This window comes from Sideroxydans lithotrophicus ES-1 (assembly GCF_000025705.1).
Classification (GTDB): Bacteria; Pseudomonadota; Gammaproteobacteria; order Burkholderiales; family Gallionellaceae; genus Sideroxyarcus; species Sideroxyarcus lithotrophicus.
In genome coordinates, this window is the sequence record NC_013959.1 from 2,140,309 (window position 1) to 2,164,044 (window position 23,736).

A 23,736-nucleotide genomic window follows, 5' to 3' on the forward strand; every position below is an offset into this window, starting at 1 on the left:
TCAGGCCGCTTCGATCTCCGCCACGGCTGACTGTTTGGTCAGCAGGGTGATCAGAGTTGCGAGTTGCTTACGCATCTCGCGCCGATCGACGATCATGTCGATAGCACCGTGTTCCAGCAGGAACTCGGCACGCTGAAAACCTTCCGGCAGCGTTTCGCGCACGGTCTGCTGGATCACGCGCGCACCGGCAAAACCGATCAATGCCCCCGGTTCGGCGATGACCACGTCACCGAGAAAGGCAAAACTTGCCGAGACGCCGCCCATGGTCGGATCGGTCAGCACCGAGATGAACGGCAGCCTGGCTTCGGAAAGCTGGGTGAGCGCGGCGCTGGTCTTGGCCATCTGCATCAGCGACAGCAGGCCTTCCTGCATGCGCGCACCGCCGCTGGCAGAAAAACAGATGTAAGGGCATTGCTGTTCCAGCGCCACCTGCACGCCGCGCACAAAACGCTCACCCACGACAGAGCCCATGGAGCCGCCCATGAAGTCGAACTCGAATGCAGCCGCAACGACCGGCAATGCATGGATGCTGCCCTGCAGCACGATCAGGGCATCGTCCTCGCCGGTCTTCTTCTTCGCATCGACCAGACGGTCGCTGTATTTCTTCTGATCCTTGAATTTCAGCGTATCGACCGACAGCACTTCGGAGCCGATCTCGAAACGACCTTCGGTGTCCAGCAACCAATCGAGACGGGTGCGGGCGCTGATGCGGTGATGGTGGTTGCACTTGGGACAGACGCTATGGTTCTTTTCCAGATCGGCGTGATACAGCACCGCCTGGCACGATGGACATTTGTGCCACAAGCCGTCCGGCACACTCTTTTTGGCCTCGGCCTCGCCCCTGCGTTTAATCTTGGGCGGTAACAGTTTTTGGAACCAGCTCATGGTGCTCTCCTCTTTATTGATCGATCGCCTGACGCAATTCTTTCACCAATTTACCCACGTTGGCGACTACATTTTGTTCGGTCGAATCCTCGACTTCCTGCACGATGCGGCTGCCCACCACCACGCCGTCGCATAACCCCGCGACAGCCCTGGCAGTCGCTGCATCGCGGATACCGAAACCGACGCCGATGGGCAGCTTGATGTGCTTGCGCAGCTGCGGCAGTTTCTGCTCGATGGCCGCCAGGTCGAGATTGCCCGCACCGGTGACGCCCTTGAGCGAGACGTAATACACATAACCGCGCGCCAGCTTGGCGACTTGGGCTATGCGCGCTTCGTTGGTGGTCGGCGCCAGCAGGAAGATGGGGGCGATGTTGTGGCGCTGCAGATGCTCGAACGCCTCGTGGCTCTCTTCCGGGGGGAAATCCACCGTCAGTACACCGTCCACGCCGACTTCGGCGCAACGTTGCGCGAATGTTTCCCAGCCCATGGCCTCGATCGGGTTACCATAGCCCATCAGCACCACCGGCGTGGTCGTGTCCTGTTTGCGGAACTCCGCCACCATGCCCAGCACGCCGCGCAGCGACATGCCGTTCCTGAGCGCACGCTCGGAAGCGCGCTGAATGGTCGGGCCGTCCGCCATCGGATCGGAGAATGGCACACCGAGTTCCAACACATCTGCACCGGCAGCCACCAAGCCGTGCATCAGCGGCACAGTGAGCTGCTGCGACGGGTCGCCGGCCGTGATGAACGGGATCAGCGCCTTGCGCTGTTGCTGCTTCAGCTTGTCAAAGGTCGCTTGGATGCGGCTCATAGCGTGATCCCCTTCAGCTTGGCGACGGTGTTCATGTCCTTGTCGCCGCGACCGGACAGGTTCACCAGCAGCACCTTGTCGTTACCCATGGTTGGCGCGATCTTCATCGCGTGCGCCAGTGCATGGCTCGATTCCAGCGCGGGAATGATGCCTTCCAAACGGCACAGCGCATCGAAGGCAGCGATGGCTTCATCGTCGTTGATGGCGACATATTGCGCACGGCCGATGTCCTTCAACAGGCAATGCTCAGGACCTACGCCCGGATAGTCCAGTCCGGCGGAAATGGAGTGCGTCTCGATGATCTGTCCGTTCTCGTCCTGCATCAGGTAGACCTTGTTGCCGTGCAGCACGCCAACCTTGGCATTGCCGGTGAGCGGCGCGGCATGCTGCCCGCTGGCGATGCCGTGACCACCTGCTTCCACGCCGATGATCTGCACGTTCGGCACTTCGATATAGGGATAGAACATGCCGATGGCATTGGAACCGCCGCCGACGCAGGCGATCACCGTATCGGGCTGGCGCCCGATCATCTCCGGCATCTGCACCTTGGCTTCGTTGCCGATCACGCACTGGAAATCACGCACCATCATCGGATATGGGTGCGGCCCCGCCGCGGTGCCGAAGATGTAGAACGTGCTTTCGACATTGGTGACCCAATCGCGGATCGCTTCGTTGCAGGCGTCCTTGAGCGTTCTGGAACCGCTTTCCACCGGCACCACTTTCGCACCCAGCAGCTTCATGCGGAACACATTGGGCGCCTGGCGCTGAATGTCTTCCGCGCCCATATAGACGATGCATTCCATGCCAAAGCGTGCGGCCACCGTCGCCGTCGCCACGCCATGCATGCCGGCGCCGGTCTCGGCGATGACGCGTTTCTTGCCCATGCGCTTGGCCAGCAGGGCCTGACCGATGGCGTTGTTGATCTTGTGCGCGCCGGTATGGTTGAGGTCTTCGCGCTTGAGGTAGATCTGCGCACCGCCCAGGCTGTCCGACAGGCGCTTGGCGTGATAGATCGGGCTGGGGCGGCCGACGTAGTGCTTCAGCTCATAAGCGAATTCAGCCTTGAATTCCGGATCGTCGCGAAAGCGCAGGTACTGCTGGCGCAACTCCTCCACCGCCGGAATGAGCGTCTCGGCCATGTAGATGCCGCCGAACTGGCCGAAATGGCCGGATGAATCAGGAAAGTTGTAAGTCAATCTGCTTAACCTCGTTGATGAACGCGGCGACTTTCGCCGCGTCCTTGATCCCCTTTGCCGCCTCCACGCCACTGGACACATCCACCGCGTAAGGCCGGATTTTTCTTATCGCTTCAGCCACATTGCCCGCATGCAAACCGCCGGACAGGATCAGCGGCAGCGAAAGTTCGCGCGGGATCAGCGACCAGTCGAACGACTCCCCGGTGCCGCCTTGCGTGCCTTCGACAAAGGCATCCAGCAACAAGCCTTGGGCAGCACTGTAAGAAGCCGCGCATTGTACCAAATCCACCCCCGGCTTGACCCGGATTGCCTTCAAGTAAGGCCTGCCGAACTGCCGGCAGAACTCCGGTGTTTCCTCACCATGGAACTGCAACACATCCAGCGGCACCTGCGCCAGCACATCGCGCACATATTCGTCGGAAGAGTTCACAAACAAACCCACCAGCGTGACGAACGGTGGCACGGCACGTGCCAGCTTCGCGGCCTGTTGCGGCGTGACGTAACGCGGGCTCTTATCATAGAACACGAATCCGATCGCATCAGCACCGCTGCGCGCGACCGCCAACGCATCTTCTGCGCGGGTGATGCCGCAAATCTTGATCCTGGTCATATTGTCAGGGGGTTAGCTCAATTACCGAGGCGGCATTGTAAAGCATTCCGGCAAGATGCCGGATTCCACATGCTCTGGCTTGCTCTTTTGATACCAGGGAAACTCGAACAGATATTGACTCCCACCCATTGGCGGGATACGTTTCTGACAAGGTAAGCAATCAATATAGCCAGCATCTCCCATGGAGCAAACAGCTACCAATAATACAGATGAACTCCCAAACATTTCTGCTCCAGCTTCTCGGCATCCTGATCGCCTCCCGCATCTTTGCAGAGCTGGCGGTGCGCCTGAAATCTCCTTCGGTTATCGGCGAGTTGCTTGCCGGAGTGGCACTGGGGCCGAGCCTGCTTGGATGGATCGAGCCGACGCAGACGTTCCGCCTGCTGGCCGAAATCGGCATCATCTTGCTGCTGTTCGATGTCGGGCTGGAAACCGACATCATGCAACTGGTACGCGCCGGCAGCAGGTCCGTGGTGGTAGCCATCACCGGCTTCATCCTGCCTTTCGTCCTTGGATTCGCGCTATGTTTCTGGGGATTCGGTCTGGCCATGATCGTCTCCCTCTTTGTTGCCGGCACCATTACTGCCACCAGCATCGGCATCACTCTGCGCGTGCTGGCCGACCTGGATCGCCAGCACAGTCATGAAGCCCAAGTCATCCTGGGCGCAGCGGTCATAGATGACATATTGGGTATTCTATTGCTTGCATTGCTCTATGAATTCTCCGTCAGCGGGAACGTCGACTTTACCGAAAGCGGCAAGGTCCTGCTGTTCGTTCTGGCGTTTTTCCTGATCGCTCCGGCTGCAGCCAAGCTGATGTCGGTGCTCATCCAGCATTTCGACCAGGCCAGCGCCCTCCCCGGTCTCATTCCAATCTCCATTGTGTCGCTGGTGTTGTTCTTTGCCTGGTTTGCCCATGCCATCGGCGCACCGGAGTTACTGGGCGGATTCGCTGCCGGGCTGGCCTTGTCGCGCAGGTTCTTTCTTCCATTCGGCCTTGCACTACACAGCAACCCCAGCTTCAACGAACAAGTGGAAAAACAGATGTTGCCGATCATCAACTTGTTCACCCCGATCTTTTTCGTGGTGGTCGGGCTCTCCCTCAATCTTCAGCAAGTCAACTGGAATTCTGTTTTCGTATACGCCTTTTCGGCCAGCTTGCTGCTGGTGGCCATAGCGGGAAAACTCGTTGGCGCACTGTTACTGCGCGAGCCCATGCATGTGCGCTGGGCCATCGGCATATCGATGGTCCCGCGTGGAGAAGTCGGCTTGATTTTTGCCGAGCTGGGCCGAGCCAATGGCATCCTGGTCGATGATGTATATGCCGCGACGATCATCGTGATCGCTTTGACTACGCTGCTGCCGCCATTCGTACTCAAAGCGTTTTATAACCGGCATGGCGATCGCTTCAAAGCAACCAGCTAACCGGCAAGCATCCGCTTACCCGCAAACGCCAGCACGGATCAACCACGTCCTTGCGGCAAACCCCATTTTGCATCGTAAGTGATATGGCACAAATACAAACCATCCGGCGCAAAGGTCGGTGCTGCCAGTTTGCGCTCGCGCCCCTGTAGCAGTTCATGCATCCACTGCGGCGGGTACTTTCCCTTGCCAACGTACAACAGACAACCGACGATATTGCGCACCATGTGGTGGAGGAAGGCGTTTGCCGTCAGGTTGAAAATGATGATATCGCCCTGTTGCACGATGTCGAGTTGCGCCAGTGTCTTCACCGGGGTCTTGGCCTGACACTGTGAGGAACGGAAGGCGCTGAAGTCGTGTTCACCCAGCAGGTTTTGCGCTGCCATCCGCATCGCCTCCACGTCCAGCGGCAAGTGGAACCAGCCCACCTTGCCGTGATGGACCGCGCTCCGCGAAGGCCGGTTGATGAGCACATACTGATAGCTGCGTGCCTGTGCCGAGAAACGCGCATGGAACTCATCGGCAACGGGATGCGCCCACAGCACGGCAACATCTTTCGGCAACAAGGCATTCGTGCCCCGCACCCACGAGGCGAGCGGCCTGACGATGCCGGTATCGAAATGCACAACCTGTTCCAGTGCATGAACGCCAGTATCGGTCCTTCCTGCGGCAATGATGGAGATATTTTCGCCTGCGATCCTGCTCAACGCCGCTTGCAATGTGTCCTGAATATTGGGCACGTCCGGCTGGCTTTGCCAGCCGTTGTAGCCGCTGCCGTCGTATTCGATGCCAAGCGCTATCCTCATCGCCAGATTCCTGTCAGCACAGCCGCACATGCCAGTAACAACAAGATATCGACGGCACGGAAAGGCTGGAGCTTCAATTCGATATGCTCGGGGCCGCTTGCAGAAGACTGCATGGCAGCACGAATGGTTGAACGCCAATCACTCGCCGTATCGCGCATGGCGGATTCCGCATACTCCAGCGTCAACGCCAGCCTTACAGCGATACGCTCGCGCGACAATCCGAGCCAGCGCAGCGGATATGCAAGGGTATATAGCCCGCCGATCAGTTGTGACTGTGGCAGCAACTCCAACAGAATGGCCAGTCCTGACAACACGCACAGCAAGCGCCCCAGCTGCAACGATCCATCCAGCAGACCCTCCCGGGTGGGAGAAACGATGCCAAGCTGAAACCAAAGCGCCGTTCCCGGTGTCGTGTAAGCATAGATCAGCAGCAGGGAGACCAATATCCAGCGCGTGCGCCGCACCAGGCCAAGTATCTGTTTCGCGCATAGACTCAAAGCCAGCACGAACAGGATGAAGGTAACCGCCAGCAAGGCGATCGGCCGCAGATGTTGCGCCAGCAAGGCAAGCAACACCCAGACAAGTATCTGCATGGCAGGATGTGGAATCAATTTCATATCAGTAAAATGAAAAACGGCAGCCGCGCAGGCTGCCGTTCGGTTCGCAACAGCATAAATTACAGTTGCTGCATCAATGCTTGCGCAGAATCTCGCTGCTGTTCGTCTCCATCGCGCAAGACTTCTTCCAGTATCTCGCGTGCCCCGGCAGCATCGCCCATCTCCTGGTAAGCCTTGGCCAGATCGAGTTTGGTGGCAACTTCCTGCCAGCGCTCGTCCTTCTGTGCTGTAGCACCTGCCGAGACAGATGTCCCGGTTTTATCCAGGTTCAGGGTGATCTCATCCAGGCCCAGGCTGCGGGCTGGAGTGACCGCTGCCGGTGTGCTCTCCAGCGGGAAGTCGAGTGTAAACGCCAGCCCGCCATCTTCTGCAGGAGCCGCAGCGACAGGAGCAGAAGCAGGTACTTTGGGATGGGTGGCGGTCACGTCGAATACCAGATCATCCATGGTCGTTACCGCCGCCAAATCCTGCTGGGCAGAACCGAGCGCCGGCACACCAGGATTGGTGCCGGTTATATCAAAATCCATCGGGGCAGCTTGAACTGCACGCTGCAACTCTTCCTGCGACATGATGGCTGTCTTCTCTTGCACTGGCTGCGCCTCCAGCACTACTGTGTTCTGACTTGCGAATGCAGGAGCGGCCGGCGCTGGAGAGCCGAAGCCCAGATCGAAGTCTACGGCCGGTGCCGCCGGTGCAGCTTCAGCTTTTCCCCCGGCAGCAGCTGAGGCGCTGGAATCGCCGCCATAGTACGGATTGCTGGGATCGACCTCCCGACCCATCGCAGCAGCCTGTTGCCAGGCGGCATCATCTCCCGATTCCTTTATCTCGCGTGCGTAGCTGTAAAAAGAATTGGTGTCCTTGCGATTGGCATAGATGGACAACAGCTTGAGCTTGACCGGCATGTTGTTCGGATTCTTTTTCAATGCCTCTTTCAGCACTTCTTCGGCCTGCGCATCGCGACCGAACGTCAGGAACAGATCCGCTTCTCCAATGGGATCCACTTCCTCAGAATCCGCGCTTGCAACAGGTGCCGCTTGTGCTGCAGCATTTGTGAAGTCACCTGTTTCTGGAGAGGGGGCGATCGGCGCCGCCATGCGTCCGGTGGAACTACCCTCATCCTCGTCTTTTTTCTTTGCCGGCGCTTTCTTCTTGCCACCACCCTGCTTGCCGCGCTTTACAGCCATGAATCCCAATCCGCCCAGCAGCAGTAATACTGCCGCGCCACCGGCAAGGTAGAGCGGCTCGCTCATCAGTTGCTCTACCAGCGAAGGTTGTTCAACGACCTTAGGCATAGCAATCTTGGGGTGAACCACCTTTGGTTTTGCAGGCGCCACACTGCTGGCCGCCTGCGTAGCCGAGGCAGCATTGACTGTGACCGCAGCCGCAGGTGCAGATGCTGTTGCGGCTTCTTGCTTCAACTCAGCCAGACGCTTCATATCCTGGACGTTCTTTTCCAGAATCGCGGTACGTTCCTGAGCATCCTTCAATGCCTTGCCTTGAGCTATGGATTCCTCTTCCTTGGCAATGACTTTGTCCTGTGACGTGGATTTTCCGCCACCGACCGCTTTGTCATTCGGGGCTTCGCCTTTGGAGAGTTTCAATACCTCTTTGGCTGGCTCCTTGCTGGAAGTTGCCTTGTCGGTCACAGCAGTGCTGATCTTGCCAGCGGCTTCCTGCTTGTCCTCGCTCTCTGCCTTTGCAGTGCGAGCCGCCGACAATTTCTGGCGGTACGCATTCCAATCGGCAGCCTGTGCGCGTATCTCCTCCACCGCATCCGCCTGAGGCATCTTCTGGACTGCATCGCTTGACGGGATATTCAGTATCTTCCCCGCCCTTATCCGGTTCATGTTATGTCCGTCGAACACTCCGGCGTTTTCGCGATACAGCGCAACCAGCATACGCTCCAGACTGACATTGTCAGGTTTGATCTGCGCAGCGATCTTGCTCAGCGTGTCGCCACGCAGCACGGTGATATGTTCGGACGAACCAACTGGAGACGCTTCGGCAAGCGCCTCTTCCTTGCTCAGCGCATCCTGCTTCACAGGGGCGACCTCGGCAGGTGCTGCCGCAACCGGCGCACTCGCCTGGGACAGCTCTTGCTCGGTCAGCCCACTTTCGGCTGGTGCAGACTCTGCTGCCGGCGCCGCAGTCACTGCGCTTTCTGCCACTGGCGCTGCGACAACGGCACTTTCGGCAGTCGGCACAACGGCAGGAAGCGCCTCTGCCGATGCAGGCTGCGGCATGGCAGCAACAGGTTCGGAAGCCGCCTCTTCGGCAGTGGCGACTGGTGCCGAGGCTGGTTCAACGACTGGCGCAGCCAGGACCGGCTCGATCGGCGTCACTTCTTCCGGTTTGGGTTGCTCGGGCTTGTAGCCGGGCGGATCGAGCAGGAAGGTGTATTCCCGCAATAGCTTGCCGGAAGACCAATTCAATTCGACCAGCAAGGTGAGGAACGGGTCGTTGATCGGCTGGATAGAGGTCACCTTGATGAATGAGTCACCATTGGCATGATCCTCGATCTGGAACTTGAGCTTGGGGATGCCATATGGAAAATCCATACCTGCATTCTTGTATGCATCGGCAGATGCCAGTTTGGCCCTGAGGGTTGATTTGTCTGCTTTATCGATATCGAGCACCGCGATCTCGGCCTTCAGGGGTTGCCCCAGCGACGAGGTCACATTGATGCCTCCCAAGCCTGCCGCACTGGCGATGCCAGACCCAGCCAGACAGGCAATGAAAATTGACGCTTTTAGAATTGATTTAAGCACGCCGCCACCCTTTTATTTTCCCAGACGTTATTCAGATTAACATCATAGGGTTAGTGATGCAAGCTCACTTTTCCCTTAAGTTCATGCGTTAACCACTAGTTAAAAACCGGATTTACCTTGTCGAACTACTTGCCTAACAGGATGCGCAGCATGCGGCGCAACGGTTCTGCCGCACCCCATAGCAATTGATCGCCACAGACGAAGGCGCTTACATACTCCGGCCCCAGCTCCATTTTGCGCACACGTCCGACCGCCACATCCAGCTTGCCGGTCACGGCAACCGGGGTCAGTTCGCGCACGGAGATCTCGCGCTGGTTCGGCACGAACTTGACCCAGGGATTGCCACCCTTGATGTGCGTCTCGATCTCGGCAAGCGGAACATCCTTCTTCAATTTAAGTGTCAGCGCCAAGCTGTGGCAGCGCATCGCACCGATGCGCACACAAAGACCATCCACCGGAATGCGTTGCGTTGTTCCCAGGATCTTGTTGACCTCGGCCTGCCCTTTCCATTCCTCCTTGGACTGACCGTTATCGAGTTGCTTGTCGATCCATGGAATCAGACTGCCCGCAAGCGGCGCGCCGAAATTCTCGGTTGGCATTTCAGCCGAGCGCAGCTTATCCGCCAAACGGCGATCGATCTCCAGAATGGCCGACTTCGGGTCGGCCAGCAGGTCAGCAACCGACGCATAGGCCATCCCCATCTGGTTGAGCAGTTCGCGCATGTTCTGGGCTCCCGCGCCGCTTGCAGCCTGATAGGTCATGGACGAAACCCACTCCACCAGACCCGCATGGAACAAGCCCCCCAATCCCATCAGCAATATGCTGTTGGTGCAATTGCCACCGATGAAATTCTTGCCGCCGCTCGCCAGCGAACTCTTGATCAGGTCGAGATTCACCGGGTCGAGGATGATGACCGCATCCTTTTCCATACGCAGCGTGGAAGCTGCATCGATCCAGTAACCCTGCCAGCCAGCAGCACGCAATCTGGGAAATATCTCGGTGGTGTAATCGCCGCCCTGGCAGGAGATGATGGCATCCATCGCCTTCAGCTCGTTCAAGTCGTGCGCATCTTTCAGGCGCACGCCACGACCCTCAGCTGGCGCTTCGCCGCCAGCATTCGAGGTGGTAAAGAATACCGCGTCGATCAGATCGAAGTCCTTTTCTTCACGCATGCGCTGCATGAGCACCGACCCGACCATTCCGCGCCAACCGATCAAACCTACTTTCATGACTCTTCCCTAGCCTTCCAAATCAAAGCGCGGCGACCACTGCATCGCCCATCGCGGCACAGCCGACCTTCTGCTTGCCTTCTTCGTAGATATCGCCGGTGCGCAGGCCTTGCTGCAGCACCTTGCGCACTGCCGCCTCGATGCGCTGCGCGATATCGGCACGTCCGAAACTGTATTGCATCATCATCGCCACCGACAGGATGGTCGCCAGCGGATTGGCGATGTCCTTGCCGGCGATATCCGGCGCGGAACCGTGGCACGGCTCATACAAGCCCTTGTTGCTCTCGTCCAGCGATGCAGACGGCAACATGCCGATGGATCCGGTCAGCATCGACGCCTCGTCCGACAGGATATCGCCGAAGATATTGCCGGTCAGGATCACGTCGAACTGTTTGGGTGCCCGCACCAGTTGCATCGCCGCATTGTCCACATACATGTGTGACAGCGCCACTTGCGGATATTCCTTCGCCACTTCGGTGACGATCTCGCGCCAGAACATGCTGGTATCCAGCACATTGGCCTTGTCTACCGAGCACAGTTTTTTGTTGCGCTTCATCGCGATCTGGAAACCGACATGCGCCACTCGGCGCACTTCCGATTCGCTGTAGTGCATGGTGTCGAAGCCCTGGCGTTCGCCATTCTCCAGTGTGCGGATGCCGCGCGGCTGGCCAAAGTAGATATCGCCGGTCAGTTCGCGCAGGATCATGATGTCCAGGCCGGATACGATATCCGAGCGCAGCGTCGAGGCATTCACCAGCTCCGGATACACCATCGCCGGACGCAGGTTGGCGAACAGCCCAAGGCCCTTGCGGATGCGCAACAGGCCTTGTTCCGGACGCATCGGACGCGGCAAGTTGTCATACTGGTAACCGCCCACGGCTCCGAGCAACACCGCGTCGGATGCCTTGGACAGATCCAGCGTCGCTTCCGGCAGCGGATCCTTTGCCGCATCGTAACCAGCCCCTCCGATGTGCGCATGCTCCATCTCGATCTTCAAGCCGTCACTGCGCAACGCTTCCAGCACTTTCACCGCTTGCGCCACGATCTCCGGACCGATACCGTCACCCGGCAATACTGCGATCTTCATCTCTTCTTCCAATCAGGTTAAATAAATCAAGCAAACAGCCACGGCTGTGCGGCACGATGCTTCGTTTCGAATTCCTTGATGTCATCCACATGCTGCAAGGTCAGGCCGATGTCGTCCAGCCCGTTCAACAGACAATGCTTGCGGAAAGAATCCACTTCGAACTTGTACGCGGCACCGTCCGGAGCAGTGATGACTTGCCGTTCCAGGTCGACCTTCAGCTTGTAACCCGCGCCTGCTTCCACTGCCTTGAACAGCACATCGACTGTCGCCGCATCGAGTTTGATCGGCAACAGACCGTTCTTGAAACAGTTGTTGAAAAAAATATCGGCGTAGCTCGGCGCTATGATAACCCTGAAACCATAGTCCTCCAGCGCCCACGGCGCATGTTCGCGCGAGGAACCACAGCCGAAGTTTTCGCGCGCCAGCAGTATCTCCGCCCCCTGATAGCGCGGCTGGTTCAGCACGAAGTCCTTGTTGAGCGGTCGCTTGCTGTTGTCCATGCCCGGCTCGCCATGGTCGAGATAACGCCATTCGTCGAACGCATTGGGGCCGAAACCGGAACGCTTGATCGATTTCAGGAACTGCTTGGGAATGATCGCATCGGTATCCACGTTGGCCCTGTCCAACGGAGCGACCAATCCATCCAGCAAGGTGAATTTACGCATCACTTGGTCGCCTTCTGTAATTTTTCCCCGCCAATTTCCAGCTCCTTGCCGACCCATTCGCCAGCTTTCTTGAGTCCCTTGACGGTGGCTTCGCCGCCTTTCTTGAGACCATGACCCACCACCTCGCCACCCTTTTCAATACCGCGACCAGCCGCCTCGCCGCCTTTTTTCACGCTGTCGCCTACGCGCTCGGAAGTGCTTTCCTTCCTGGATTCCTCTTCCTGCGCCAATACACCCTGCATCAGAAATGCGCCCAGCAACAACGATATCAACACAATTGATTTTTTCACGTCACCACTCCTATCGACTGACATCCACGAAATGCCCGGCGATCGCGGCGGCTGCCGCCATCTCCGGACTGACCAGATGTGTACGCCCGCCCTGCCCCTGGCGTCCCTCGAAATTGCGGTTCGAAGTCGCCGCACAGCGTTCGCCCGGAGCAAGCTTGTCGTCGTTCATCGCCAGGCACATCGAACAGCCGGGATCGCGCCATTCGAACCCTGCTGCGATGAACACCTTGTCCAGACCTTCGCGCTCTGCCTGCTGCTTCACCAGGCCGGAACCCGGCACCACCATTGCCAGCTTCACATTCGGAGCGACCTTGCCGCCCCTGATCACAGCCGCTGCCGCACGCATGTCTTCGATACGGGCGTTGGTGCAGGAGCCGATGAACACCTTGTCGACCCGAATATCGGTGATGAGGGTATTCGCCTTCAGCCCCATGTACTGCAAGGCGCGCTCCCAGTCGCCGCGCTTGACCGGATCAGGCACAGCCGACGGATCGGGCACACACCCGTCTACCGACACCACCATCTCGGGCGAAGTTCCCCAGGTCACTTGCGGCCTGATCTGCGATGCATCCAGCTCCACCACCGTGTCGAACTTCGCCCCCTCATCGCTGTGCAAGGTGCGCCAATAGGCTACCGCCTTGTCCCATTGCTCGCCCTGCGGCGCGAACGGACGCCCCTTGATGTATGCGAACGTCGTATCGTCCGCTGCCACCATCCCGGCACGTGCACCCGCCTCGATGGCCATGTTGCACAAGGTCATGCGGCCTTCCATGCTCAAGGCACGGATCGCAGCGCCTGCGAATTCGATCGCGTAACCCGTACCGCCAGCCGTGCCGATCTTGCCGATCACTGCCAGCGCGACGTCTTTCGCGGTCACGCCGTTGCCGAGCGCCCCTTCCACTCTGACCAGCATGGATCTCGATTTCTTGGCCATCAGGCATTGTGTCGCCATCACATGCTCGACCTCGGAGGTGCCGATACCGTGAGCCAGCGCGGCGAACGCACCATGCGTACTGGTATGCGAATCGCCGCATACCACCGTCATGCCCGGCAAGGTCGCGCCCTGCTCCGGGCCGATCACGTGCACGATGCCCTGACGCACATCGTTCATCTTGAATTCGGTCACCTTGAACTCGGCACAGTTGGCATCGAGCGTATCCACCTGCAAACGCGAGACCGGATCGGCGATACCCGCCGCACGGTTCGTGGTCGGCACGTTGTGATCCGCCACCGCCAGGATGGAGTCCGTACGCCACAAGCCGCGATGCGCCAGTTTCAGGCCTTCGAAGGCCTGCGGGCTGGTCACTTCATGCACCAAGTGACGATCGATGTACAACAGCACGGTGCCATCGGCTTCCTGCCGCACCACATGACTGTCCCAGAGTTTGTCGTATAAAGTTTTTGCGTTCATTGCTGCACCTCGATTGAGCAAGCGATTATGCCACAGCCGCCGCGCCATCCCAAACCGCGCCTATCTCTCCGCGATACTTGCGGAACGGCGATCCATTCAAGGCTCATCAAGCCCTGCGATCAAGAAACCATTTTGGCCAGACACCTTGATTCCCATCCGGGAACTACGCCGCCCGCAGGCCATCTCGGAGGGACAGCCCGGCCCGATTGACGCCGCTCACCAGCGCCCTGATCGAGGCGGTCACGATGTTCGCGTCCAGGCCCACGCCATAGCAATCGGCATTGTTTTCCGGGCTGGCGATCTCCATGAAGGCGCAGGCTCGGGCATCTCCCGCCTCTCCGCTGGCACCCATCGAACGCTCTTCATAGCTGCGCACCTGAACCTTGATGCCGATACCTTGCAAGGCGTGAACCGCAGCATCGATGGGGCCGTTGCCTTCGCCCACGAGCAAATGCGAAGTGCCATGGATTTCCACATTCAGGCGGATGCCCTGTGCTGCGCCATGTTCGAACAGGTGGTGTTCACGGTAACGCACCGGCTCAACCGTGTCGAGATAGGTCGCCGCGAACAACTGCCAGATCTCGGCCGCGCTGATCTCGCCGCCGTGGCTGTCGGCATGCTGCTGCACCACGCCCGAGAACTCCACCTGCAGGCGGCGCGGCATGACGACACCGTATTCCGTCTCCAGCAGATAGGCGATGCCGCCCTTGCCGGACTGGCTGTTCACACGGATCACCGAGTCGTAGCTGCGCCCGACATCCTTCGGGTCGACCGGCAGGTAGGGCACGTTCCACAACGCGCCAGGCTGCTGCGCGGCAAAACCCTTCCTGATCGCATCCTGGTGCGATCCGGAAAAGGCCGTGAACACCAGGTCGCCGACATAAGGATGGCGCGGGTGGATCGGCAACTGGTTGCAATACTCGACCGTGCGCGCGACAGCGTTGATGTCGGAAAAATCCAGTCCGGGAGCTATCCCCTGCGTGTAGAGATTCATGGCCAGCGTCACGATGTCCACGTTGCCGGTACGTTCACCGTTACCGAAAAGACAACCCTCGACACGGTCGGCGCCCGCCATCAAAGCGAGTTCGGTGGAAGCGACGGCAGTACCGCGGTCATTATGCGTGTGCAGGCTGAGGATGACGCTGTCGCGCCGTGCGAGATGGCGGTGCATCCATTCGATCTGGTCGGCATACACGTTTGGCGTGGCGACTTCCACGGTGGTCGGCAGATTGAGGATGACCTTGTTATGGGGCGTCGCACCCCAGGCTGCGGTCACGGCGTCGCATATCTCGAGCGAGAAATCCAGTTCGGCGGCAGTGAAGGTCTCCGGGCTGTATTCGAGCACCCATTGCGTTTCCGGCTGTTCGGCAGCCAATTGCTTGATCAGCTTCACGGCCGACACCGCCATGTCCACGACCTCCGCCTTGCTCATGCCGAAAACGACATCGCGAAACGTCTTCGAAATGGGGTTGTACACATGCACGATGGCGTGTCGCGCCCCCTTGAGCGATTCCATGGTGCGGCGGATCAGGTGCTCGCGCGCCTGCGTCAGCACCTCGATGGTGACATCCTCGGGAATATGGCCACCTTCGATAAGCTCGCGCACAAAATTGAAATCGGTGGCGGAGGCCGATGGAAAGGCGACCTCGATCTCCTTGAAACCGATCTCGCACAACATGCGGAACATGCGCATCTTGCGTTCGCCATTCATCGGCTCGAACAGCGACTGATTGCCATCGCGCAGATCGGTACTCATCCAGATCGGCGGACGAGTGATGGTGCGGTTAGGCCATTGACGTTCGGCAAGATCGATCGGCGGGAATGGCCTGTATTTGGTTTCGGGATGCTGCAACATGGCTTGGGCTCCTTGAGTGACGGGTCAACGACTCGATGAACAGAATCTTAGGAGCAACCCTCTGGCAGATGCTTGCGTATTTCATCAAAAATCCAAGATTATCAGCAATAATATTGCGTAAATTTCAGTTATGATTAAAACTATCTATCATCATAATGAAATTTAACAGAATCTTATGCAACTCGATCGCTACGATCTGCAGATATTGGAGATCCTTCAACAGGATGGGCGCATCAGCAACCAGGATCTGGCCGACCGCATCAGCCTCACGCCGTCGCCCTGCCTGCGGCGTCTGCATGCACTGGAAGAATCGGGACTGATCACCGGATACCGGGCGCTGCTCGACGCAAAAAAACTTGGTTTGTCGCTGATGGCACTGATCCTGATCTCGATGGACCGGCATACCCCCGAACGGTTGGGCAACTTCGAGGCTAAAGTACTGGAGATTCCGGATGTACTGGAATGCCTGCTCATCACCGGGCAGGATGCCGACTACCAGCTCAAGGTGGTGGTAAAGGACATGGATGCATACCAGGAGCTATTGCTCAACCGCATCACCCGCATCGAAGGGGTCACCGGCGTGCACAGCAGCTTCGTCTTGCGCCGTGTGGTGGACAAGACAGCGTTACCGCTAGGAACTCAGGCCTGAGTCAACACACCATGCGCCGCGTTGCGCAGCTTCCACCACATCAGCAACAGCCCCAGAAACGCCATTCCCGCGCTGAATGAATACAACGCCGATGCGCCCCAGTGTTGCCAGATGGGGCCGCTCGCCAAACCTCCCAGCATGCCGCCCGCACCATAGGAAACGCTTCCATAGAGCGCCTGCCCCCTGGATTGATGCTTGCCTTGAAAGAACTGGTGCACAAGACCCAGGGAACTGGCATGAAACGCGCCAAAGGTAAGCGCGTGCAGCATCTGGGCAAACAACAGCAGCACCACCCAGTCCACCGCCCACCCTATCAGCAGGAAACGCAGTACCGCAGCACCAAAACTGGCCAGCAGGATGCGGGTAAAGCCGAAGCGGTTGGCTAACGCCGGCATCAGGAAGAACACGCCGATCTCGCAGATGACCCCCAGCGCCCATAACCCGCCTACCGCGCTCTTGGAGTAGCCGTGCTCGACCAGATAGATGGAATAGAAGGTGTAGTACGGACCATGCGCGACCGACATCAGGAAGCACGCGCCGAACAAGGCCAGCACGCGCGGCTGCAACACGATCTGGCGGATCGGCTGGTGGTCGGTGTGATGCGCCAGCACATCAGTGCTGGGCAACTGGCGCGCAAACATCAGGATGCCGAGTTCGCACACCAGCCCCGCCCACAACAGCCAGGCGATGGCAATATAGTCGAAGGCGAAACCCAGCCCCACCACGGTGAGAATAAAACCGATGGATCCCCAGGAACGGATGCGTCCGTAATTCTCGGTGTTCTTGCCCAGATAGCTGAGCGTGGTCGCCTCCACCAGCGGCATCGAAGCGCTCCAGAAAAAGCTCATCAAAGCCAGCACCAGAAACAAGCCCCAGAAACTGGTGGTGGCGAACACACCCAGATAAAACAGCACACTCAGCCCGGCTGCCGCCTGCACAACCATCAGCCGCTTGCCCGTGTGGTCAGCCAGCCAGCCCCAGATGCCGGGGGCAACCATGCGCATCACCGGCTGGATCGACATCAGTATGGAAATCTCGATGACGTCGAAGTGGATGGACTTGAGATACAGACTCCAGTAGGGCGCAAACATCCCCACGAAGGCGTAATAGAAAAAATAGAAACCGGCGATGCGCCAGTGATAATTCTTGGAGTTCAGCATGTCAGGAAAACGGCTTAGCGGCGCGCATTATCGCACGCCGGAAAATAATTTCCGCCTTGGCCCTTGAAATCCGAAACCCTGCCCCAATAAGTCCCAAGTCGAAAACAGGAGAGTCGCATGGAGCAAAACGAGAACACCCCTCAGAACGAGCAACCGCAAGCCGGTGCCGGCGCGGCAGATACCACGCCCAGCCTGGAGGAAATGCTGAAAGCAGCCGAGCTCAAGGCCCAGGAACACTACGATGCCTGGATGTATGCCAAGGCCGAAGGCGAGAACATCCGCCGCCGCGCTGCCGAGGACGTGAGCAAGGCGCAGAAGTTCGCCGTGGAGCGTTTTTCCAACGAGATGCTGGCAGTGAAGGACAGCCTGGAAGCTGGCATGGCCGTGCAAACTGAAAATATAGAAAGCTTCAAGAGCGGCATGGAACTGACGCTGAAGCAGCTCTCCAGCGTGTTCGACAAGTTCAACATCAAGGAAATCAACCCGGTCGGCGAGAAGCTGGACCCGCACAAGCACCAGGCCATCGGCATGATCGACAGCGACCAGCCGGCCAACACCGTGGTCAACGTGATGCAAAAGGGTTACAGCCTGAACGACCGCGTGCTGCGCCCCGCCTTGGTCATGGTAGCCAAAGCCAAAGAATAGGCACTTGAAATATCCAATGTCGCCCTGATGTTAGGCGGCAAGGCAACAACAGAATTAACACTTACGTATTCAACTGAAAGGAAAGCATCATGGGAAAAATCATCGGTATCGACCTGGGCACGACCAACTCCTGCGTGGCCATCATGGAAAACGGCAAGACCAAGGTGATCGAGAACGCCGAAGGCGCTCGCACCACCCCGTCCATCATCGCCTACATGGAAGATGGTGAAGTGCTGGTGGGCGCGCCCGCCAAGCGCCAGGCCGTGACCAATCCCAAGAACACCCTGTACGGTGTGAAGCGCCTGATCGGCCGCCGCTTCGAAGAGCCGATGGTGCAAAAAGACATCAATATGGTTCCCTACTCCATCGTCAAGGCCAAGAACGGCGACGCCTGGGTGAAGGTGCGCGACAAGGAAATCTCCGCTCCGGAAATCTCCGCGCAAGTGCTGGCCAAGATGAAGAAGACCGCCGAGGACTATCTGGGCGAGCCAGTCACCGAGGCCGTCATCACCGTTCCCGCGTATTTCAACGACTCGCAGCGCCAGGCCACCAAGGACGCGGGCCGCATCGCCGGCCTGGAAGTGAAACGCATCATCAACGAGCCGACTGCGGCAGCGCTGGCGTTCGGTCTGGACAAACAGGAAGGCGACCGCAAGATCGCGGTGTATGACTTGGGCGGCGGCACCTTCGACATCTCCATCATCGACATCGCCGAAATCGACGGCGAACACCAGTTCGAAGTGATGTCCACCAACGGCGACACCTTCCTCGGCGGCGAAGACTTCGACATGCGCGTAATCGAGTTCCTGGTGGAAGAATTCAAGAAGGAAAGCGGCGTCGACCTGAAGAAGGACATGCTGGCCTTGCAGCGCCTGAAAGACGCGGCGGAAAAAGCCAAGATCGAACTGTCTTCAGCACAACAGACCGAAGTGAACCTGCCCTACATCACCGCCGATGCCACGGGCCCGAAACACCTGGCCGTGAAGATCACCCGCGCCAAGCTGGAAAGCCTGGTGGAAGACCTGGTCGCACGCACCATCGAGCCATGCAAGATCGCGATGAAGGATGCGGGCGTGTCCAATGCTGACATCGCCGACGTAATCCTGGTCGGCGGCCAGACCCGCATGCCGATGGTGCAGGAAAAAGTGAAGGCATTCTTCGGCAAGGAAGCGCGCAAGGACGTGAACCCGGACGAAGCCGTGGCAGTTGGTGCAGCGATCCAGGGCGGCGTGCTGCAGGGCGAAGTGAAAGACGTGCTGCTGCTGGACGTGACTCCGCTGTCTCTGGGTATCGAGACCATGGGCGGCGTGATGACCAAGCTCATCAAGAAGAACACCACGATCCCGACCAAGGCATCGCAGGTGTTCTCCACGGCTGAAGACAACCAGAACGCGGTGACCATCCACGTGCTGCAAGGCGAACGCGAAATGTCCTCCGGCAACAAGAGCCTGGGACAATTCAACCTGGCCGACATCCCGCCTGCACCGCGCGGCATGCCGCAGATCGAAGTGACCTTCAACATCGACGCCAACGGCATCCTGCACGTGAGCGCGAAGGACAAGGCCACCAACAAGGAAGCCAACATCACCATCAAGGCCAGCTCGGGCCTGAGCGAGGAAGAGATCAACCGCATGGTGGCCGATGCCGAAGCCCACGCCGACGAGGACAAGAAGGCGATGGAACTGGTGACTTCGCGCAACCAGCTGGACGCGCTGATCCACTCGACCAACAAGTCGATGAAGGAATATGGCGAGCAACTGTCCGCGGATGAGAAGTCCGCCATCGAGGCCGCGCTGAAAGATGCCGAAGGCGTGGTAAAGGGCGACGACAAGGCCGCCATCGACGCCAAGGCCGAAGCGCTGGCCACAGCCGCGCAGAAGCTGGGTGAGAAGATGTATGCCGCCGAACAGGCCAAGGCGCAGGCCGCCCAAGGCGGTGCTCAACCGGAAGCCAAAGCGGATGAGGCTGACGTGGTGGATGCGGAATTCACCGAAGTCAAAGACGACAAGAAATAAGACTCACCACTCTTGATGTTGTAATCGGTGGGGCGCATGCGCCCCATCGTCACATGGATAAAACATGAGCAAGCGCGACTACTACGAAGTCCTCGGCGTCAACCGCGACGCCTCGGAAGAAGAGATAAAAAAGGCTTATCGCAAGCTGGCGATGAAGCACCACCCCGACCGCAACCCGGACAACCCGAAAGCGGAGGAACACTTCAAGGAAGCCAAGGAAGCCTACGAGACCCTGTCCGACGGGCAGAAGCGCGCGGCTTACGACCAGTATGGTCACTCTGCCTTCGAAGCCGGCGGCATGGGTGGCGGCAATCCCTTCGGCGCCGGCGGAGCGCAGGGTTTCGATTTCGGCGACATCTTCGGCGACATCTTCGGTGGCGGTCGCGGCGGACGTTCGCAGGCGCATCGCGGCGCCGACCTGCGCTACAACATGGAGATCACACTGGAAGAAGCGGCGCGCGGCGCGGAAAAACAGATCCGCATCCCGGTCATGGAAGAGTGCGAGACCTGCAGCGGTTCCGGCGCCAAGCCCGGCACCAGCGCCACCACCTGCCAGACCTGCGCAGGCCATGGCCAGGTGCGCATGCAACAGGGCTTCTTCTCCGTCCAGCAGACCTGCCCGCGCTGTCACGGCAGCGGCAAGCAGATCAGCTCGCCGTGCAAGGACTGCCACGGCACCGGCCGGGTGAAGAAACAGAAGACGCTGGAGATCAAGATCCCCGCGGGTATCGACAGCGGCATGCGCCTGCGCCACAGCGGGCATGGCGAAGCCGGCAGCCACGGCGCGCCGCACGGCGACCTGTATGTGGAGATCCACATCAAGCAACACAGCGTGTTCCAGCGCGACGGCGACGACCTGCATTGCGAAATGCCGATCAGCTTCGCCACTGCCGCACTCGGCGGCGAGATCGAGATCCCCACGCTGGACGGTGCCGCACGCATCAAGATCCCGGCCGAGACGCAGAGCGGCAAGCAGTTCCGTTTGCGCGGCAAGGGCATCAAGGGCATGCGCACCCACACGCATGGCGACCTGCATTGCCATGTCGTGGTGGAGACCCCGTCCAATCTGACCGATCGACAAAAAGAACTGCTGCGCGAGTTCGACGCCATCAGCCAGCAGGACAGCGCCCGCCACAGCCCGCGCGCCAAATCGTGGATGGGCAAGGTGAAGGAATTCTTCGGCCAATAAGCAACAGTCAGCTGGCAATCTTGTGCAGCGGCGCGGCGAATTGTTTATCATTCGCCGCGTCGTCCAACTCGCACAAGGAGCATCGCAATGGGTAGCACGCTAATCCTTCTCGGCATCTGCGTCGTCGTACTGATCTACGGCATCACCTTGTACAACAACCTGGTCAGCCTCAAGCACGGGGTTTCCAAGGCATGGGCGAACATCGATGTGCTGCTCAAACAGCGCCACGACGAGCTGCCCAAACTGGTCGAGGTGTGCAAGCAATACAAACAGTTCGAGCAGGAGACCTTGCAGCGCGTGATCGCCGCACGCTCCCAGGTGCAATCCGCCCGCGAAAGCCAGGATATCGAAGCGTTGGGCAAGGCCGAAGGAATGATGCGCACCAGCCTGGGCGGCCTGTTCGCGGTAGCCGAAGCCTATCCCGAACTGAAGACCAACCAGAACTTCATGCAGCTGCAGACCCGCATCACCGGGCTGGAGAATGGCATCGCCGACCGCCGTGAGCTGTATAACGATTCGGTGAACATCTACAACGTCGGCCTCGAACAGTTCCCGGGAGTGCTCATCGCCAACATGTTCGCCTATGCCGCAAAACCGCTGCTGGAATTCTCCACTGCCGAAAAAGCCGACGTGGACATGAAGTCCCTGTTCAGCTAGGGTTTGCTGCACGGGATCCGCAGTACCGGGTTTTATCGCTTGTGCAGCTGCATGAGCGACCGATTTTCTTAAACAACACAGGAAAAAGTACCATGAAGAAACTGCTCGTTTTGCTCTGCACACTGGGTATCGCACAACCGGTAATGGCGGCCAACATCACCACCCTGGGAAGCCTGGTTCAGCCGGAATTCAGGACGCTTTCCGAGGACCTTGGTGCCGCCTTGAGCTACAAGCCCATCACCCCGGCCGCGCCGCTGGGAACCACCGGCTTCGACATGGGCATCGAAGTCACCCAGACCGACATGTCCAGAAGCTCGCAACTGTGGAGCAAGATCACCAATGGCGGCAGCACCATCAGCAAGCTGTATATCCCCAAGCTGCACATCGCCAAGGGCTTGCCGTTCGGCATCGATATCGCGGCGTTCTATTCCAAGATCCCGAGCACCAACATCTCGCTGTACGGCGGCGAACTGCGCTACGCCATTCTGGATGGCGGCCTTGCACAGCCGGCAGTCGCGATCCGCGGTTCCTTCACCAAGCTGAGCGGCGTGAATCAACTTTCGCTGGATACCAAAGGACTGGATGTCTCCATCTCCAAGGGTTTTGCCATGTTCACTCCCTATGCCGGCCTCGGCCAGGTGTGGGTCAATAGCACGCCGAACGTAGCTGGCCTGGTTGCGGAAAGTTTCACCCAGGGCAAGGTGTTCCTCGGAGCGAATCTGAACCTCGGCTTCAGTAACCTGGCGGCCGAATTCGACAAAACCGGCGGCGTCCAGTCGGTCAGCATGAAGCTGGGTTTCCGTTTCTAACCTGACGTCTCCGCTGCGCGTGACACCAAGAGGACGTCGATGCTGACCACCCTCCGCCGCGAATACGCGCAGCTCATCACTTCCGGCGGGCAACTATTACTGCTGCTTGTCGGCTTCAAGCTGGAATCGCGTACCGGCTGGCTGTGGTGCCTGGGCAGCATGTCCTTCGTCAGCCTGCTCGCCTGGTATTCCACCCTGTATCGCCTGCGCGCGATCAGCGGCACTCCCACTTCGCGCATCGCCTCCGCTGCTCAGGGCTATGTCGAACTGGTCGGGCAAGGCCAAGTGCATGGCATGCCTATCCTGTCCAGGTATTCGAACCTGCCCTGTCTGTGGTGCCGCTATAAACTCGAACGCAAGCGCAGCGACAACAAGGGCTGGAACACCGAGGAACAGGGCGAGAACAGCGCACCGTTCATTGTCGACGACGATACCGGAAAATGTGTGGTCGATCCGCAAGGTGCCGAGATACTCACCCGGCACAAGGACAGCTGGACATCGGGAGAGTACCGCTACACCGAATGGAGGCTGCTGGATATCGACACGATCTATGCTCTCGGCGAATTCAGGACTGCTGGCGGTAGCAACACCACGCTCACACAGGACGAATTGGTGAAGCAGGTCCTGTCCGAATGGAAGATGGACAACGCCGACCTGCTCAAGCGTTTCGACCTGGACAACAACGGCGTGCTCGACATGCAGGAGTGGATGCTGGCGCGATCGGCCGCAAAGCGCGAAGCGGAAAAACGTCTGGATGAGGCTCGCGCCGAACCCGATATCAACTTCATGATCAAGCCGCCGGATGGGCGGCTGTTCCTCATCAGCAACCTCGACCAGGACAAACTGGCACTCCGCTACAAACTCTGGGCCTGGGCGCATATCGTGATCCTGTTCGGCGCGTTGGGAGTCCTGGCCTGGCTGACGCGACAGCCTTAACCCTGAAGCCTGTTCATGGCATTCC

21 protein-coding genes and 1 pseudogene are annotated in these 23,736 nt (G+C 58.9%); 8 read left to right on the forward strand and 14 right to left on the reverse strand.

The features are described from left to right. The 4 genes from accD to SLIT_RS10575 are packed head-to-tail and all read right to left on the reverse strand — an operon-like array spanning position 1 to position 3,502. Positions 1-885: an acetyl-CoA carboxylase, carboxyltransferase subunit beta gene (accD, locus tag SLIT_RS10560; protein ID WP_013030239.1), complete on the reverse strand. Its 885-nt coding sequence runs from the start codon at positions 883-885 to the stop codon at positions 1-3. A gap of 13 nt (positions 886-898) precedes the next feature. Next, positions 899-1,696, reverse strand: a complete 798-nt coding sequence (gene trpA, locus SLIT_RS10565; RefSeq protein WP_013030240.1) for a tryptophan synthase subunit alpha — start codon at positions 1,694-1,696, stop codon at positions 899-901. Continuing rightward, the gene (gene trpB / locus SLIT_RS10570) at positions 1,693-2,892 is read right to left on the reverse strand and encodes a tryptophan synthase subunit beta (RefSeq protein WP_013030241.1); all 1,200 of its coding nucleotides are present in this window, start codon (positions 2,890-2,892) and stop codon (positions 1,693-1,695) included. The genes trpA and trpB overlap by 4 nt, the downstream gene beginning before the upstream one ends. Further along, a complete protein-coding gene (locus SLIT_RS10575) occupies positions 2,873-3,502 on the reverse strand; it encodes a phosphoribosylanthranilate isomerase (RefSeq protein ID WP_013030242.1) in 630 nt (209 codons plus the stop codon). The genes trpB and SLIT_RS10575 overlap by 20 nt, the downstream gene beginning before the upstream one ends. Before the next feature lie 209 nt (positions 3,503-3,711). Here SLIT_RS10575 and SLIT_RS10580 point away from each other — a divergent pair, with 209 nt between their 5' ends. Continuing rightward, entirely contained in the window at positions 3,712-4,926 is a 1,215-nt protein-coding gene (locus tag SLIT_RS10580) for a cation:proton antiporter (protein WP_013030243.1), read from the forward strand. 38 nt (positions 4,927-4,964) lie between these two features. Here SLIT_RS10580 and truA read toward each other — a convergent pair whose 3' ends face one another. From truA to leuA, 9 genes are all read right to left on the reverse strand, one after another. Next, complete coding sequence (gene truA, locus SLIT_RS10585; protein WP_013030244.1) at positions 4,965-5,729, reverse strand: tRNA pseudouridine(38-40) synthase TruA; 765 nt, start codon at positions 5,727-5,729, stop codon at positions 4,965-4,967. Then, the gene (locus SLIT_RS10590) at positions 5,726-6,346 is read right to left on the reverse strand and encodes an energy-coupling factor transporter transmembrane component T family protein (protein ID WP_041420853.1); all 621 of its coding nucleotides are present in this window, start codon (positions 6,344-6,346) and stop codon (positions 5,726-5,728) included. Before SLIT_RS10590 ends, truA begins: the two co-directional genes overlap by 4 nt. Before the next feature lie 59 nt (positions 6,347-6,405). Continuing rightward, complete coding sequence (locus SLIT_RS10595; protein ID WP_013030246.1) at positions 6,406-9,114, reverse strand: motility hub landmark protein FimV; 2,709 nt, start codon at positions 9,112-9,114, stop codon at positions 6,406-6,408. Positions 9,115-9,239: 125 nt separating this feature from the next. Beyond that, on the reverse strand, positions 9,240-10,343 hold the full coding sequence (gene asd, locus SLIT_RS10600; RefSeq protein ID WP_013030247.1) for an aspartate-semialdehyde dehydrogenase: 1,104 nt from the start codon (positions 10,341-10,343) through the stop codon (positions 9,240-9,242). A gap of 22 nt (positions 10,344-10,365) precedes the next feature. Continuing rightward, on the reverse strand, positions 10,366-11,430 hold the full coding sequence (gene leuB / locus SLIT_RS10605; protein ID WP_013030248.1) for a 3-isopropylmalate dehydrogenase: 1,065 nt from the start codon (positions 11,428-11,430) through the stop codon (positions 10,366-10,368). 26 nt (positions 11,431-11,456) lie between these two features. Further along, positions 11,457-12,095, reverse strand: a complete 639-nt coding sequence (gene leuD, locus SLIT_RS10610) for a 3-isopropylmalate dehydratase small subunit (RefSeq protein WP_013030249.1) — start codon at positions 12,093-12,095, stop codon at positions 11,457-11,459. Next, positions 12,095-12,385, reverse strand: a complete 291-nt coding sequence (locus tag SLIT_RS10615; RefSeq protein WP_013030250.1) for a hypothetical protein — start codon at positions 12,383-12,385, stop codon at positions 12,095-12,097. The genes leuD and SLIT_RS10615 overlap by 1 nt, the downstream gene beginning before the upstream one ends. A 10-nt stretch (positions 12,386-12,395) precedes the next feature. After that, a complete protein-coding gene (gene leuC, locus SLIT_RS10620; protein WP_013030251.1) occupies positions 12,396-13,796 on the reverse strand; it encodes a 3-isopropylmalate dehydratase large subunit in 1,401 nt (466 codons plus the stop codon). 163 nt (positions 13,797-13,959) lie between these two features. Next, positions 13,960-15,651, reverse strand: a complete 1,692-nt coding sequence (leuA, locus tag SLIT_RS10625) for a 2-isopropylmalate synthase (protein ID WP_013030252.1) — start codon at positions 15,649-15,651, stop codon at positions 13,960-13,962. 175 nt (positions 15,652-15,826) lie between these two features. Here leuA and SLIT_RS10630 point away from each other — a divergent pair, with 175 nt between their 5' ends. Next, positions 15,827-16,300, forward strand: coding sequence for an Lrp/AsnC family transcriptional regulator (locus tag SLIT_RS10630; protein WP_013030253.1), 474 nt, complete (start codon positions 15,827-15,829; stop codon positions 16,298-16,300). Here SLIT_RS10630 and SLIT_RS10635 read toward each other — a convergent pair. Continuing rightward, positions 16,291-17,460 (reverse strand): MFS transporter, encoded by a 1,170-nt coding sequence (locus SLIT_RS10635; RefSeq protein ID WP_013030254.1) that lies wholly within the window; start codon positions 17,458-17,460, stop codon positions 16,291-16,293. The genes SLIT_RS10630 and SLIT_RS10635 overlap by 10 nt on opposite strands. Positions 17,461-17,568: 108 nt before the next feature. Here SLIT_RS10635 and grpE point away from each other — a divergent pair. From grpE to SLIT_RS10665, 6 genes and pseudogenes are all read left to right on the forward strand, one after another. Continuing rightward, positions 17,569-18,105 (forward strand): annotated as a pseudogene (gene grpE / locus SLIT_RS10640) (nucleotide exchange factor GrpE); the annotation flags it as partial. 89 nt (positions 18,106-18,194) lie between these two features. Next, positions 18,195-20,120: a molecular chaperone DnaK gene (gene dnaK, locus SLIT_RS10645; protein ID WP_013030256.1), complete on the forward strand. Its 1,926-nt coding sequence runs from the start codon at positions 18,195-18,197 to the stop codon at positions 20,118-20,120. A gap of 64 nt (positions 20,121-20,184) precedes the next feature. Next, positions 20,185-21,309: a molecular chaperone DnaJ gene (gene dnaJ, locus SLIT_RS10650; protein ID WP_013030257.1), complete on the forward strand. Its 1,125-nt coding sequence runs from the start codon at positions 20,185-20,187 to the stop codon at positions 21,307-21,309. Positions 21,310-21,396: 87 nt separating this feature from the next. Further along, positions 21,397-21,966, forward strand: coding sequence for a LemA family protein (locus SLIT_RS10655; RefSeq protein ID WP_013030258.1), 570 nt, complete (start codon positions 21,397-21,399; stop codon positions 21,964-21,966). A 92-nt stretch (positions 21,967-22,058) separates the two neighbouring features. Next, complete coding sequence (locus SLIT_RS10660; protein ID WP_013030259.1) at positions 22,059-22,775, forward strand: hypothetical protein; 717 nt, start codon at positions 22,059-22,061, stop codon at positions 22,773-22,775. A gap of 39 nt (positions 22,776-22,814) precedes the next feature. Then, positions 22,815-23,711 (forward strand): GIDE domain-containing protein, encoded by an 897-nt coding sequence (locus SLIT_RS10665; protein WP_013030260.1) that lies wholly within the window; start codon positions 22,815-22,817, stop codon positions 23,709-23,711. Positions 23,712-23,736 lie beyond the last annotated feature (25 nt).